General features: G+C 64.5%; 1 protein-coding gene. It reads left to right on the forward strand.

Going from position 1 to position 16,819, the window contains the following annotated elements; genetic code table 11:
* The first annotated feature begins 18 nt into the window (after positions 1 to 18).
* Positions 19 to 16,686, forward strand: coding sequence for a PLxRFG domain-containing protein (locus CR152_RS32385; RefSeq protein ID WP_099883082.1), 16,668 nt, complete (start codon positions 19 to 21; stop codon positions 16,684 to 16,686).
* Positions 16,687 to 16,819: the final 133 nt, after the last annotated feature.

Genomic DNA, 16,819 nt, shown 5'->3' on the forward strand with positions numbered 1-16,819 from the left:
ACTAATTCAAGGATCGCAATGACTGGTTTGACCGAAGCACGCAAGAAACTCCCTGCACTGGGCACCCTCGACGACGCGGCGTTCGTGGATGCCGTCCACACGATGTACTACCCGGGAATGGACAAGGCGGAACTGTCCGCCAAGCTGGGCTATCAGCCGCCGGCAGCGCCGTCGGAATCGGCCGGGCTGGTGCGCACCGCCGGCGACGTGGGAATCAAACTCGGACAGGGCGTGGTCGACCTGGGCTCGGCGGTTGTCGGGCTCGGCAGCTTGGCAACGGGCGGCATGGTCGGCAAGGGCATGCGTGCGGCGGGCTACGACCCGAAACGAACCAATGAATTCCTGGGCGAGTTCCTGAGCGACAGTCAAAAAGCATCCGACGAGAAGGTCGCCCAAGCCGATGGTTTTGTGGGGACCATCGCCGAGTCGGTCAAAAACCCGCGCGCGATTCTTGGCTCGATCGCCCAGTCAGCACCTGGCATGCTGGGCGGCATGGGCGTCACTGGCGCGCTGGCGCGCAAGGTGGCGACGCGCGCGGCGCTCGCCACTGGCGAAGGCGCGGCCGCGAGCGCAGCCAGCCTGGCGGCCGGCAAATCCGCGGCCGAAGCGACGGCGGCCGCCATGGCGACCGGCGCCGGCAGGAAGGCGGCCGCCGAAGCGGTCAACGCCGCCGGGACCAAGCTGATCGGCGCTGGCGCCCTGACGGAAGGTGCGCAGACCGCCGGCAATATCGCCGACCGGGCGCAGGCCGAGGGGCGGGAATACAGCGACTACGCTTTGCCAGCAGTTGGCGCCGGCCTGGGGACCGCCCTGATCGGACTCGGCGCAGGCAAAGTCATGGGCGACGCGGCCACGCAGATCGCCACCCGTTCGGCCGGTGCCGAGGTGCGCAGCACGCTTGCTGGCCGGGTAGGCAAAGGCGTGCTGAGCGAGGGCGTGCTGGAGGAAATGCCGCAATCGGCGCAAGAGCAGGTATTTACCAATATCGCCATGGGCGAAGAAGACTTGGCCAAGGGCGTCAGCAACGCAGCCGGTACCGGCCTTGTCACTGGTATGGCCATGGGCGGCGGCATGGCCGCGCTGCAAGGGGGACAGGCGGCCGCGCCAACGCCTGCACCAGTCGCGGGACCCGCTCCCGCTCCGACGCGGTTACCAGATACCGGGCCGCTGTCGCGCGCGGCGAATGCCGGCCAGGCAGCGCTGGCACAACAACAAGCCGCTACGGCCGCCGCCACGCCACCAGCTGCGGCAGCTCATGCGTCATCGCTGGGCCAGATCGACGGCCGCCTGGCGGAACTGATTGCTATCGGGCACGGCTCGGTGGCGCAGCGCGTCAGGGGAGCAGACGGCCAGGTGAGCGCAGCACCCGCGGTGCCGGGACGCCGCCTCACCCCCGACGAGATCGCGGAATTCAATTCGCTGAAGCAGGCGCGGAAGGCACGCACCGAGATTCCGGCGGATCAACAGGCGGAGTTTGCCGCCCTGCTGGCTGAGGAAGAAGCCGCAATCAACGCCAAGTTCGAGCCGGCCAAAGCGGCCGCCGCCGAGGCGCGCTCGCTGGCCGATGAAAGGCAGATCGCCGAGATGCTGGAAGAGGAAGCGCGCGCGCAGCGCTCGGCGGCCGCCGAGCGCGAAGCCCAGGAAGCACTGACCACCAACGCCATCATCGAGCACGAGCGCGCCGAACGCGCCGCTGCCAATCGCGCCGCGCTACGCGCCGAGGTGCTGGCCAACGCCGCCATCCCGGCCGAGCACAAGAAACCTGCCTTCCTGGCCGCGCTCAAGCGCGACGGCTACGTGAACCCGGCCCTGACCGCCGACGATCACGCGGACATCGACGATGCGACCGCCCCGGTCCCCAGTCTGCCAAACGAGCTGGTCGACGCCGTTCCGGAGCGTTTAGCACCGGCGCCGGCACCGGCCGCGACGAATACGCGTGCCGTCGACGATGCGATCGCGGCCGGCATGCGCCTGAAAACGGCCAACGGCGCGATGCTACACAAGCCTGGCTCAAGCAAGGTTTTCAAGCTGAGCACCGCACAAAAAGCCTACTATCAGAAAGTGATGGCCCGCCTGGCCCGTGACGCGGCGCCCATCGCGGAGACGCCTGCTGTGCCGCAGGCTGCGGCTGAGATCGCGCCGGTGCTAACCACCGACCAAGCGCCTACCGTCGCCAAAACCACCCTGGACATCGCCGCCCATGAATCGGCCACGTCGCCGCTTAACGAGCTGGCCCAGCCGACCGCGGCGCAAAAAGAAGCGGGCAACTACAAGCTTGGCCGCGTCAAACTGCACGGCCTGGACCTCTCGATCGAGAACCCGGCCGGCTCGACCCGCTCGGGCGTGGACGGCCAGGGCAACGCTTGGGAAGCCAAAATGGCGCACCACTACGGCTACATTCGCGGCACCATGGGCGCCGACAAGGATCACGTCGACGCGTTCATCGGCCCGAACCCCGACAGCGACAAGGTGTTCGTCGTGGACCAAATCCACCCGAAATCGGGCAAGTTCGATGAACACAAGGTCATGTTCGGGTTCGACTCCCTGGATGACGCGCGCGACGGCTACGAAGCCAACTACGCCGCCGGCTGGAAAGGCGGCCGCCACATCACCGAAACGGACACGTCCGTCTTCAAGACCTGGCTCGCATCCGGAAAAACCCGGCGCCCGTTCGCGGAAAGCGCCCGGCGCCGGGGTATTCGTGCCGTGGAAGACATGCAGGCGGAAGCAACGCTGCTGGGCGCCACGCCCGAGCAGGTCGACGGGATCGCCTCCGTTGAAGAACTCTGGCGCAAGCAGTTTCCGAATACCTACGGCAATACGCCCGAGGAACGCAAGGGCGCGCCGCTCCTGGGCAAGCAGGAATTGAACCGGATGACGACTCGGGAGATGACCGACGAGCAGCTGCTGCAGGCGAAAATTGTGTTCGCCGGCCAGGCGCGTGCGCCGAAGATCGACAAGGAGATCGCCGCGCGTCGCTTGAATGTACCCGCGCCGCAGGCGGCACCTGAGCCAGCCGCCCAGGATGCGGTTCCCGCCGATCCCCCCGCAGCCGGACCGATCGCCAACGCCACGGCCCCCGAGCACGTGCAGATCGGCGTGGACGACCGCGAACTGGGGCAGATCGTGGAGGAATTCAACGGTGCGCAAGCCGAAATGATGGAAGGGGACCACCCCGTTACCAACATTTTCCAGCCGCCGGCCAAGGGCGAGGTGGTGCGCCTGAACGACAAGGCGAAGGTGTATCACAAGGAGCACGGCTGGATGACGCCGGCCGAAGCGCGAGTCACGATCGAGGCGTGGAAGGCGCGCGTGCAGGACCAGGGCGATAACGACGATATCCGGAGCGTCAACAGCAAGCGCGTCGTGCTGTCGCTGTTCGACCTGTCCGGCGAATGGTCCCGACCTTGGGAAGAGGCGGGCTATCAGGTGTACCGTTTCGACATTCAGGCCGATCCGGATGTCGGCGACGTCAATAAATTCTCTTCCGACTTCTTCGGCGACTGGTTCGGCGACTTCGACGGGCTCGACATCTATGCGATCCTGGCGGCGACGCCGTGCACGGACTTCGCGGTGTCCGGTGCGCGTCACTTTGCCGCAAAGGACGAGGATGGCCGCACAGTAGCCAGCGTCAAGCTGGTGCACCAGACCCTGCGTACCATCGAGTACTTCAAGCCGGCCGTGTGGGCTCTGGAGAACCCTGTCGGCCGTATCGAACGTCTCGGCGGCCTGCCGGCATGGCGTCTGTCGTTCGACCCAAACCACCTGGGCGACCCATACACCAAGAAAACGCTCATTTGGGGCCGCTTTAACGGCGATCTGCCCGTCGCCCCGGTCAAGCCGACCGAGGGCAGCAAGATGCACAAGCTGTACGGCGGCAAGAGCATGGCAACGAAGAACGCGCGCAGTGTGACGCCCGAAGGGTTCTCGTACGGCTTCTTCATGGCGAACAACGCGCATGACAATCCCGTCATGGCCATCGCTAACAAATACGACCGCCTGGACCGCGACCTCATCGCGCGCGCAGTGGACGCCGGCGTGACCGAAGGCCAGATCAATAACGCGGTCGAGGACTCCTACTACATGGATATGGACGACGAAGCGGCCAACGCAGCGATCGCCAACCTGATTGAAGAAAACAGCGCGCCCGATCCGGAGCCAACGCCGCTGCCCAAGAAGGGCAAAAAAGCGCCGAAGCCGACAGCACCGGCGGAATCGCAAGTTACGCCAGCCCGGCCGGCCGACATCAAGAGCTACACCGAGAAGGAGGCGCAGGCCGAATGGGAAGCGTCGCGTGAATACAAGCGCGGCGCGATCATGAGCCGCGTTGACCGCCGCGACCTGGCGCAGAAGGCGTGGGCGGACCTGACGGCCGACGAGCGCAAGATGGTGCGAGAAGCGCTGGACGGCGATTTCGATGCGCCGATGTGGTACATCAACAGCCAGGGCCAGAAGATCGACAAGTTCCCCACGCTGGCGGCGCCGGTAAAGTCGGAAGCCCAGCTGGCTGAAGAACGCGGCTCGCAGCGCTGGGCGGACCTTTCCTTCAAGGGCCGCTACAACCTTCTGCTGAATAACGGCATTGGCGGGGTCAATGCGGAGCAGGGCCAGTACAGCACCTGGACCGAACTCGCCGGCGCCTTGCGCACCCGGATCCTCGCGGGATTCGAGGCGGCCGCCGCCCCAAAGGCAGATGTGCAAGCGCCGGCGGCCGTCGATCCGTCCCCCAAGATCGACGCAGCCAAGGACACCGTCAAAGCGGCGCCAAAAGCGAAGCGCTCCACCGATATTATTCTACGCAACGACTGGGGCGTAAGCGACATCAACGGCTGGACCGAGATCGAGGGCGGCACCAACGAGCCTACCGACTACGGCCTTGTGGGTGGAATGAAAGACGCGTTCCTGGCAGATGCCCAAAACTTCCTGCGCAAGGTATCGAGCGCGCTACAGGCGCAGGGATTCGTTCCGTACAAGGACGACAAGGGCAGGCTGGTCAAGGCCGTCCAGGTGAATAAATCCGGTGTGGCCGACGCCGGCGAGGTCTCTATGACCATCTTCCATCCGGAAAAAGGACACGGCGTCTACCTGAAAATCAATGCGAGCATGCTGCGCGGCATCGTGCCGACCACCAAGTCGGGCGTTTCCATCATGATGCGCATCGGCACCCAAACCAACCAGCTGGGCACCAGAGATCGCAACCGCTTTATGCCGGTCGATCTGTCCGCCGTTGAGCTGGCCGAGCTGGCCGCTCAGGCAGTCCACGCCGCAGCGATACCGCGTGCCGAAGTTGCCAAATCAGACGCAAACACCGATACTGATCCCACTCCCGCGCCTGCGGAAACGAAAGAGCAAACCAATGATTCCACCACTGCAACAAGTGCGCCTGCGATCGATTCGCCGGTGGCTGACGGACAACGACCAGCAGGCGACGCTGTCACCCGAGGTGCTCGACCGCCGCGCATCCGAGCTGGACGAAGCGATGCTGGAAGCGTTCGAGAGCCGCGAGGACGAGATCAAGTCACAGATGATGCAAGCGCAGACGTGGGGCACGGACGAGGGGCTGACCCAGTTCCCGACCGCGCGCCTGACGCTGTGGAGCGAGGTGACAAGCGAGTTCCTGCCGACTTCCGTCCCGGCATAGGCGGCCTGACCCGCGAAGGGTCATGGCTTGACACCGCAGGGCGCAACGTCGACCTGATTGAACTGGCCCTCAAGATCGAGGGTGAAAACCGCCCGGCAACCCCCAGCGAGCAGGAGCAGCTGGCGAAATACGTCGGCTTTGGCGCCTCCGCGATACGCAACAAGCTGTTCCCGATCCCACCCGCTCACGCCAAGCTGCAAGAACCCGCTCGCCTCATCTGGCCGGGCCTGATCGCCGAGGCCAGCTGGCGCGCCCTGGCGGAACGCATGGAGGCGCTGCCGGCCGCCTGGCAGCGCTCGGTCCTGCAATCGTCCCAGTATGCCCATTACACCAGCGAAGGCATCATTCGTTCAACGTGGAGCGCAATGCAGCGTCTCGGCTTCACGGGCGGCAAGGTATTCGAGCCGGGCATGGGAATCGGTTCGTTTTCGATGCTGATGCCCGACAGCGTGCGTCAGACGTCGCGCTATACCGGTATCGAATTCGACGGCCCGACCGCGCTCATCGCGCGTTTGCTGTCGCCCGAGCAGAACATGCTGCACGATGACTTCATCAAGCGGAAATTCCCGCGCGACTACTTCGACGTCGCCATCGGCAACCCGCCCTTCTCGCAAACGCAGATTTTTGCCGATCCGGACTACGAAAAGCACGGCTTCATGCTGCACGACTTCTTCTTCGCCAAGTCGATCGACCGCGTGCGGCCGGGCGGTCTGCTCGCATTCGTCACCAGCAAGGGCACCATGGACAAGCAGACCGACAAGGCCCGCAAGTACCTGGCCGCGCGCGCCGACCTGCTTGGCGCAATCCGTCTGCCGTCGACCGCCTTCGAGGACAACGCCGGCACGTCGGTCGTAACCGATGTCATCTTCCTGCGCAAGCGCCTGGAGGGCGAGGCGCCAGCGGGCCAGCCGTGGGCCAATGTCGCTACCGTCGACACCAAGGACGGCCCGACGGTCATCAATGAATACTTTGCCAGGCATCCGGAGATGGTGCTGGGGCAGAACCGCCTGTCCGGCAATGTTGACGACATGGGCCGCCGGATCCACAGCAATGGCCGCGGCGAGGCCAGGTACACCGTTGTGTCCTATGACGACACGCCGGCGGAGCTGGATGCCAAATTCGCGGCCGCGGTCGAGCGCCTGCCGGCAAACGCCTATTCGGTCTTAACGCAGTCGACCGAGAGCGTGCGCCGCGAGACGGCCAAGGTCGATTTTGACCCGAGCGTCAAGCGTGAAGGCGTCGTCTATCTGGCCGAGGATGGCACGATCATGCGCGTGGAAAACGGTGTTGGCCACCCGCTCGCATCCGGCATGAAGATGACCGAGAGCGACAAGGCATGGTTCGCAGGCTATGTCGGCATCCGCGACCTCGTGAACGAGGCGCGCCTGGCGCAGTCCACCGGCGGCAAGTGGGAAGCGGCCCTGAAGAAGCTGAACAAAGCCTACGATGCCTTCCGCGCCGAGCATGGCCCGATCAATGATTTCCGGGTCCAGGTGCGCAAGTCCACCGACGAGGAAGGCAATGTGGTGGAAACCGAGTCGCGCGTGTTTAAAAACCGCCGGCGCTTCCGCGAGGACTACGACTCGGCCATCCTGACCCAGCTCGAAACCATCAATGAAGCCGGCGACATCGTCAAATCGGCGTTTCTGCTCGGCCGCACGATCGGCAAGCCGCTCAGCCGTGACATCAAGACTATTGGCGACGCCCTGGCAGTGTCGCTGGACGAAACCGGCCACCTGAATCTGGATGACGTGGGCCGCCGGCTCGGCCTGTCGCGCGACGAAGCGATCGAGGCGCTTGGCAATCAGGTGTATCGGGCGCCCGCCGGCGACTGGCAGCTGGCCGACGAGTACCTGTCGGGCGACGTGGTCAGCAAGCTGGAGGAAGCCGAGCATGCCGCGCGCCTGGACGCGAGCCTGGCCCGTAACATCGAAGCCCTGACGGCGGCGCAACCGGAAAAACTGGGTCCGTCGCAAATCAGCGCCAAACTCGGTGCTTCCTGGATTCCGGCGGAGCACGTCAACGCCTTTGCGGCCGAGATCGGCGCCGGCGCCGTTTCTTTTGACCCGAAAACCGAGACGTGGCAGGTTGACGGCGGCAATCTGCGCAGCGAGCGCCGCGCCGGCGCCGAATACGGCACCGGCGCCCGATCGCCGTCCGAGCTGCTGGAATCGGCCCTGAACAGCCGTTCACTCAAAGTCACCTTCAAGGTCGACGGCAAGACCGTGACCGATGCCGAGGCGACCACGGCCGCCAACGAAATGCGCAAGAAAATCAAGGACAAGTTCAAGGGCTGGATCTGGACCGACTCCGAGCGCGCAAGCGAGCTGGTCGAGTCGTACAACAAGCGCTACAACAACATCGCGCCGCGGCGCTTCGACGGCGCCTACCTGACGTTGCCGGGCGTGTCGATGCGCTATACCCTGCACCCGCACCAGAAGAACGGTATCGCGCGCATCATCCACACGGGCGACACCTACCTGGCGCACGCCGTCGGATCGGGCAAGACCATCGAAATGATTGCCGCGGGCATGGAGCAAAAGCGCCTGGGCCTGATCAGCAAGCCTATGTACGTGGTTCCGAACCACATGCTCGAGCAATTTTCCAACGAGTTCATGGAGCTGTACCCTCTGGCGAACATCATGGTGGCCGACGACGAGAATTTTTCCGCCGAGCGCCGCAAAGCCTTCATCGCCAGTGCAACCCTGAACAACCCGGACGCGGTCATCATCACTCACGATGCCTTCCAGCGCATCGGCGTCAAGGAAGAATCGGTGGCGCCGATCCGCGACGAGATTTTGGCCGACCTGGAAATCGAACTGTCGGAAACGGCCAAAGACAACGGCGCCCGCGTGCGCCGCAGCCAGCTGGAACAGCAGATCGAGGCGGTCACCCAGCGCTTCGACCGGATCGTCGCTGCAGGCGGCAAGGACTCGACGCTCAAATTCGAGGATATCGGGGTCGATTTCATCTTCGCCGACGAAGCGCACGTATTCCGCAAGCTCGACTTCCACACCGCCCAGCAGATCAAGGGAATCGACCCGAACGGATCGAAACGCGCGCTGGACATGTACGTCAAGAAACGGTGGCTGCAGCAGCAGCGCCCTGGCCGCGCCATGGTCTTCGCATCGGGCACCCCGGTGACGAACACCATGGGCGAGCTGTACACGATCATGCGCTTCTTCGCGCCGGAAGAAATGGACCGCGCAGGCATCGCCACGTTCGACGCCTGGGCGCGCCAATTCGGCGAAGTCACGCCGGCGCTCGAACCAAACGCCGCGGGTAAATACGAGTTGATCGAGCGCTTTGCCAAGTTCGACAACGTGCCCGAGTTGATGAGCCGCGTTCGCCAGTTCATGGACGTGCTCACGTCAGAACACCTGGGTGCCTTGGTCAAGCGCCCGGACTTGATCGGCGGCAAGCCAAACCTGAACATCGTGACGTCGGGGGCGGACCTTGAGCATTACATGAAAAACGTGCTCGGCCCCCGCATCGAGACATCGAAGCGCTGGAAGCCCACGAAAGAGGAGCCGAACAACCCGGACCCAGTCGTGTCGATCATCACCGACGGCCGCTTCGCCGCCATCGACCCGCGCTTTTTCGGCGGCAACGTCGGCGAAGAGGGCAGCATCATCACCCTCATGGGCGACAAGGTGGCCGCGGCCTATCATGCCGGCAAGGACAATGTCTATCAGGACAAGAACGGCAAGGATGAGCCGATCAAGGGCAGCACGCAGATCGTGTTCTACAACATGGGCTTCGGCGAGCAGTCGCAAAGAAACCGCGGTTTCGACGCGCGCGGCGCCTTCACCAAGCGCCTGACCGACGGGGGAATCCCGCGCAAGCAGATCGCGTGGTTCGACGACGCCAACACCGACGCCAAGAAGGAAGCGGTCTTCAAGGACATGCGCAGCGGCAAGTTGCGCGTGCTGATCGGTTCGGCAAAGAAAATGGGCACCGGCGTGAATGTGCAAAAACGCCTGGCGGTTCTGCACTATCAGGACCCGCCATGGTTTCCGGCCGACGTCGAGCAGCCGCACGGCCGCATTATCCGCCAGGGCAACCAGAATGCGGAAGTGACGATCGAGTGGTACACCACCAAGGGTACCTACCAGTCCACCATGTGGCAGATGGTGGGGCGCAAGCAGCGCTTCATCGACCAGGCGTTTTCCGGCGATAAAACGCTGCGCAGCATGGACGATATGGGAGAGGCATCGCTGTTCGAGCAGGCTGCGGCCGTGGCGTCTGGCGATCCGCGCGCAATCCAGCTGGCTGGCTTGAAACAGGAGGTCGAGCGCTTCGAGCGCCTGCAGGCGGCGCACGCCAACGAACAGATCGGCGTGCGCTCGGCATTGCGCGGGGCGCAATGGGAGGTCGAACATGCCGGCAAAGTGATCAACCACTATAGCGCCGCCTTCAAGATCATCGGGGAACGCATCTATACCTTCACTGCGGGCAAAGTGGGGAAGGCCGTGTTCGACAAGGTGGGCGAGTTCGGCCAGGCCGTCAAGGACGCGTTCAACCGGGTGGCGGCGGATTCGATTACCGGCCCGGCCGCGCGTGACCAGCAGATCGGCGCCCTGGGCGATGATCTGCCCATCACCGTCGACGCCGAGTCGTTCGGCGGCAAGCTCAATGGTGAATTTACCCTGTATGTGCACGTGGGCGACCTGCCGCTGACTGTCACCACCACGAGCGCAATGGGCGAGAACGTCGATGCCGTCGGGCTTGGACGCCGAATCGTGAACCAGGTCAACAGCATCAGCCAGGACTTGGCCAAGGCCAAGGCAAAGCTGTCGTCCGGCCAAACGGACCTTGTTCGTCTGCGCAAGAAATTCGGCGCGCCATTCGAGTATCAACAGGAGATGGCAGAAAAGTACGGCGACCTCAAGCGCCTTGAGGAAGAACTGCGCCTGGAAGGAATGGCGCCGCCTGCCGTGCCGGTCGTGATCGATGCGGCCGGGATGACGGCCGCGGAAGCTGCATCGAGCCCTGGCGCGCAGGACGAGCCGCCGGCGCCGGACGGTTTGATGTTTAGCCGGGCCCGCATCGACACGGATGCGCCGCTGGTGAACATCTTTTCGCAGATCGCGACGGACGACGCCGCTTTCCGCATGCCGGACAGCGACGCCAAAACCCTTGCCGGCATCCTGGCCGACATGGCGCCGGCGCTTTCGGTTGATGAGTTCGTTGGCGAGGGCGATCTGGAGGATGCGGCCGCGCCGGTCGACCGCGCCTGGCACATTATGTCGCCGACCGGCGAGCAGGCCAGCGTGTACCACAACAACCGCAACAAGGAAATCTGGCTCGATATCTCGAACTGGAAGGAAGGTCGCACCGGCTCGGTGGTTTATCAGGCCGTGGCCACGCTCGCCCACAATACCGGCCACGTCTTCATTGGCGACCCCGCTGGGCTGTCCGACAAGGCGCTGTACCGCCGCACGGAGCACATGATTTCCTCCGCGCTGCGCCATGGCACCACCAAGCACCTGGCGCCGCATGCGCGCCAGGTTGAGGCGACCGGAACCGCCGGCGGCGCCGACGTGCGTCCCATCGACTGGCAAGAGGGCGACGATGCCCATAACTTGCAGGAAATGCTGGTTTCGTCCTACACTAACATCCTGCACCTTTTCCCCGAGATCGCCGATGTCACCTACAACTTCGCCCGCGCCCGCTTCGAGCGCGCACCCGTTCGGGCATCTGCCGGGGCACTACGAGCTGACCAATCCGATCTCGGAGAATGGTCTGATGAGCAAGGGCTGGGACCAGCCGACGGTGGAAGCACTGCCGGACGCGGAACTGACCGCGCTGATGAAGGCGCACGGGACGTCGGCCGAGTGGATGCAGTACCTTTCACGGACGCGGATTTTGTCGCTGCTGCAGAATCGGTACGAAGCGCTTTTGACGTCTTCTTCCCAACCGCAAGAGGAAAGTACACGCCGCCGATTGGGGTGTCTGATATTAAGAGAGCGGTTCTTACCCAGTCAGTTTTACAAGAGGTTGGACGAGACGGAGGGCGAGAAGTTCTGGATCACGTTTCAGAGCGGCTCCTACAACGTGTAAGCCCCCAGCTCGCGCGCCTGCTGTATAGCCGCGACGCGGAATACTTCCGCGACGATGGCGTTTCTTCCGTGCCAACACTTCCCGCCGGCGCCGATGCCGGCACGGCCGCGCCGCTCGACCTGAGCGGCGTCGATTTCCTGCGCGCCATGAAGGCGACGGAACAGCTAAACCGCGAGCTGGCCAAGGCCGACATGGCGCCCGTGCGTGCGCTGCGCACCGCTCCCAACGCGCAGTTCGCCCTGGCGCGCCAGGTTGGTAAGGCGCTGGGCATCGATGTCAATTTCGTGAGCAAGAACGCGGAGTTCGAGGGTGTGGCCTACAACGGCGTCGCCTATCTCACCGAAGGCATGCGCAATGCCGAACTGGCGATCGCCGGCCACGAAACGCTGCACGCGCTCGAACAGTCGAATCCGGAGCTGGGCGCCAAGCTGCGCACGCAGATCCGCGCCTACCTGAAAGAGGGGGTCGTGGAAGACCGCCAGGCGCGCGAATTCGCGGCAAACGGGTTCCAGGATGTCACGGAGGATCAGGCCGAAGCCGAAGTCATCGCCGATATCAACGGCGGCATGTGGTTGGACCCGGTGTTCTGGTCCGACCTGGCCAAGGTCGACCGCTCGCTGTTCCGGAGCGTGGCCTACAAGTTCATGGAAGTGGCGGCCAAGCTGATCAAGAGCCTGCGCGGCTCGCGCTTCGACGTGGCCGCGCTGGTGCGCGACGTCGACGCCGTGCGCGCCATCATGGTCGCTACCTGGGCGGAAAACAACGCCACGCGCGACGCCGCGGCGCCGGCGCCAGTGGTCAGCCGGGCCATGCGCGAATCCTCAGTCGCACTGCCGAGCGCGAAATGGCTTTCGGACGAGGCGATAGCCAAAGAAGTTGAAAACCGCATTGGCAAATTTGAACACCAGCCCGTGATCCGTATCCGCGACAGCGCTTTCGGCGTCCTCCCGGGTGTCGCACGTGATGAGCGGGTGTCCGGTGCGGTGTACGAAGGCGTCATCTACCTGTTCCGGGACGCCCTGCCCACCCTGCGGGAGGTCCAGCGGACGCTGTTCCACGAAATGATGCACTACGGACTCCAAAGGTTTCTTCCAAGCGACGAGTATATCACCCGCATGAACATGCTTTACCAGCGCGACGGCGCTTTCCGGGCCGAGGCAGACCGCTGGGTGAAGACCGAGCAGGGCCAGCTAGCCGTGAAGGAGGGCGGGCAGAAGCACGCGACCGCGCGCGGCATTGACGAAGCGCTTGCGGTGCTGGCCGAACCGAACGCCGGCGCTTTTACGAGGATGGACGTACGCGCCAAGGTGGAACGCGCCGTACAGCGCTGGCTGGCGAACCTGGCCGAGTGGATGGGCATGGCCGAGGCGGCCGCCTACTGGCGCGGCATGAAGAATGAAGAGGCACGCGCCCTGATCGAGCAGATTTTCCGCAGGACCGCGACCGACTTCCCGCCGGCGGACCCATGGGCGGGCGCCGGCCGCGCGGCGCTGCGCAAGGGCAAGGCGGCATCGAGCGGCGCCGCTGCGCCTGGCAACTCGCCGGCGTTCAAGGCATGGTTTGGCGACAGCAAAGTGGTCAACGACGACGGCACGCCGCTGGTCGTCTACCACGGCACGAGCGCGGACATTCGTGTCTTTAACACGTCGGCTGGCTGGTACGGCCGCGGAATCTATTTCGCCCACGACCCGGCATGGGCAAGCGAATTCGCCGAGGAAAGCGGGCTCGATAATGACGGAGGCGACAATGTCGTGCCGGCGTACTTGAGCCTTCAACGCCCGTTTATCTTCCGTGACAAGGCCAATGACGAAGCGTCCAACATCGAACTGATGAGGGAACTAGGGATCAGTGAGCGAAAAATCAACAAGGCCATCGGCGCCGACGATAATGCGGCGGACGTGATCACGGCCGCGCTTGAAGGCATGGGGCACGATGGCTTGATCGTCATGTCGCGTGACGGGAACGAGTACATGGCCCTTTACCCGCAACAGATCAAGTCGGCCGTCGGCAATTCGGGCGAGTTCGACGGAGGAAACCCGGACATCGCATTTAGCCGCGCCGGCCTGGGCGACGCGCTGGCCAGCGCCGCCAACAGCATCGCCGAGGTGCGCCTACCGGCGAACTATCGCGTCGGCGACCTGTTCAACGGCACGGGTAAGCTGAGCTGGTGGCACAAGTCGATCGGCACGATGGACAACCTGGCAAAACGCCAGCCGGCCTTCGCCGCTGTCTATGGCGCCGTGCAGCGCTTCCTGGGCGACGTTTCGCGCTACGCCGTGGTGGCGGCCGACCTGGCGCCGACCCTGCTTCCAAAGCTGGAAAACGTGGCCGATATCGTGGGTAAAAACCGCAAAAAGGCGCTGACGGCCGCCGATACCAAGGCGATCGGCGCGCCGATCTTCGAGGGCACGCTGGCCTGGGCGCGCGATGCGCACGGGAAGCCGGTTAAGATCGATGCACTTGAGGAGCAGGCAAAGGCGATGTCGACCGCCGACAAGGCGCGCATCCTGCTGGAAAAGGGGATTATTGACGACCAGCAGAATCGCGCCTGGCAGCACAACCCGCTCGATGTTTACGATTCCATCATCGACAGCCGCTTCAAGGATAGCCAACTGCGCGCCGGCGTGGTCTGGACCGATGCCGAGCTGCAGTCGATGTTCGGCCTGTCGGCCGACCAGGTCGTGCTGTACCGCCAGTTCCGCGCGGCGCTCGACAAGAGCCTCACGAATCTGACAATCAGCGAAATGGTCAAACTGGGCGGCAAGGACGCCAAGGGCATGCTGGAGCAGGCCGTGGCGGCGCCGGATCTGCCAGCAGCGGCCGCACTGCTGCGCGACCATTTTATTGCCCTGGCCAAGCTGGACCCGGAAAAGATGGACATGCACCTCGACACGGCCAGGCAGATCATGAACGTGTCGGACAAGGGCCGCGACCTGATGGACCGCGGCTACGCGCCGCTGTCGCGCTTCGGCAAGCACACCGTGTACGTGCAGGAGGGCGAGGATCAGGTGTACTTCGGCATGTTCGAGACGCAGTACGAGGCGTCGAAGATGGCGCGCGACATGCGCGCCGAGCATCCGGCCGCGCAGGTGTCGCAAGGCACTGTCTCGGCCGACGCCTATAAGCTGTTCGCCGGCGTCTCTCCGGAGACGATCGAGCTGTTCGGCTCGATGGTAAGGCTCGACAGCCAGGCGAGCGCCGCCAGCACGGAGGTGTATCAGACCTACCTGAAACTGGCGAAGAACAACCGCAGCTCGATGAAGCGCATGATCCAGCGCAAGGGTATCGCGGGCTTTTCAGAGGATGCCGGCCGGGTGCTGGCCGGTTTTATTTACAGCAACGCCCGCCTGACCGCCGGCAACGCGCACCTGGGCGAGATCGATGAAGCCGTCACCGAGATCCCGAAACAGCAGGGCGAATTGACGGACGCGGCCATGCAGCTGCGCGAGCATATCCGTCATCCCGACGCCGGCGCGCCGCTGGGCGGCCTGATGTTCGCGCAGTTCCTGGGCGGCTCGGTGGCATCGGCGATGGTCAACCTTACCCAGCCGTTCACAATGACCTTGCCCTACCTGAGCCAGTTCGGGGGCCTGACGAAAGCGGGGGCGCGCCTGGCGGCCGCCGTGAAGGACGCCGGCAAGGATGCGACCGGCGACGCGCAGCTCGACGCCGCGATGCAATGGGCGATCGAGGAAGGGATCGTCGCGCCGCAAGAGGTCCACTACCTGCAGGCGCAGGCGTCGGGCAAGGGCGCGCTGCGCGCCGGCGACGGCACCAAGGCCGGCAACACCCGGGCCCACCTGAACAATGCGATGGCAAAGGTCACGCTGGGCTGGGGCAAGCTGTTTGCGATGGCCGAGCTGGCCAACCGCCGCATTACCTTTATCGCGGCCTACCGCACGGCCGTGGCCGAAGGGTTGGGAGATCCGGCCAGATTCGCCCAGGAGGCGGTAGCGCAGACGCAGGGCACCTACAATTCGGGCAACAAGCCGCAGTGGGCGCGCGGCGCGGTCGGCTCGCTGCTGCTGACGTTCAAGCAGTATTCGATCGGCTACCTTGAGCTGCTGTCGCGCATGGCATTCGCCGGCACGCCTGGCTCGAAAGAGCGCGCGGCCGGGCGCCGCGCGGCGCTGTACATGCTGGCCGTGCTGCTGCTGATGGGCGGCGCCGACGGCCTGCCGTTCGAGCAGGATCTTGAAGACGCGATCGATGGCATCCTGCAGCGGCTCGGCTACAACTTTTCGAGCAAGCGCTCGAAGCAAGCGTTCCTGACCGATACGCTTGGCCAGGGCGGTGCCGACTTCGTGCTGAAAGGCGTATCGAGCATGCCAGGCATGCCGATCGACGTCGCCGGCCGGTTCGGGATGGGCAACCTGATCCCCGGTACCGGGCTGCTGACGAAGAAGGATTCGTACACGCGCGACCTGGGCGAGCTGACCGGGCCTGCCGGCGACGTCGCCAAGCGCGCGTTCACCGGCGCCGGCAAGCTCCTGGGCGGTGACGTGGCCGGCGCCGTGCTCGACATCACGCCGGCGGCCGTGCGCAACGTCGCCAAGGGAGCCGACATGCTGGCCACCGGCGCCTACCGGGACGCGCGCGGCTACAACGTGAACGAAACCAGTGGCGCCGAAGCGGTGATGAAGATGATCGGCTTCCAGCCGAACAGCACCGCCGACGTCCAGGATGCCAAGGGCCAGGCCCTAAACATGGTGGGCCAGAACCGCATGCGCTCGATGGAGATCGCCGAGCACTGGGCGCAGGGCCTGGCCGACGGCGACATGGCGAGGGTGGATGAGGCGCGCGCCTGGCGCGACGACTGGAATGCGAAAAATCCCGCGACGCCGATCAGGGTCAGCATGCCGGGCGTCATCAAGCGCGTAAAGGCGATGAGACAGGACGCTTTGAACCGGACGCAGAAGACCGCGCCGGCCGCCCTGAGACAGACCGTCCGGCGCGAGCTGGCGGAAACGCGGGCCGAATAGCGGCGTATTAAAGAAAAGGCCCCGGGTTGAAATCTGGGGCCTTTTCGATTTAATGAATCCGCCCCCACAACTCGGAGTGGAACTGGCGGAAGCGCAAAAACAGCGATTGCGGGTGGCTATAGGTTTCGGTCAG

Origin of the sequence: Massilia violaceinigra (genome assembly GCF_002752675.1) — a bacterium.
Taxonomy (GTDB): domain Bacteria; phylum Pseudomonadota; class Gammaproteobacteria; order Burkholderiales; family Burkholderiaceae_D; genus Telluria_A; species Telluria_A violaceinigra.

Coding starts and splice junctions, on each gene's coding strand:
- CR152_RS32385 (WP_099883082.1), top strand. CDS start 19: ATGACTGGTTTGACCGAAGCACGCAAGAAACTCCCTGCACTGGGCACC.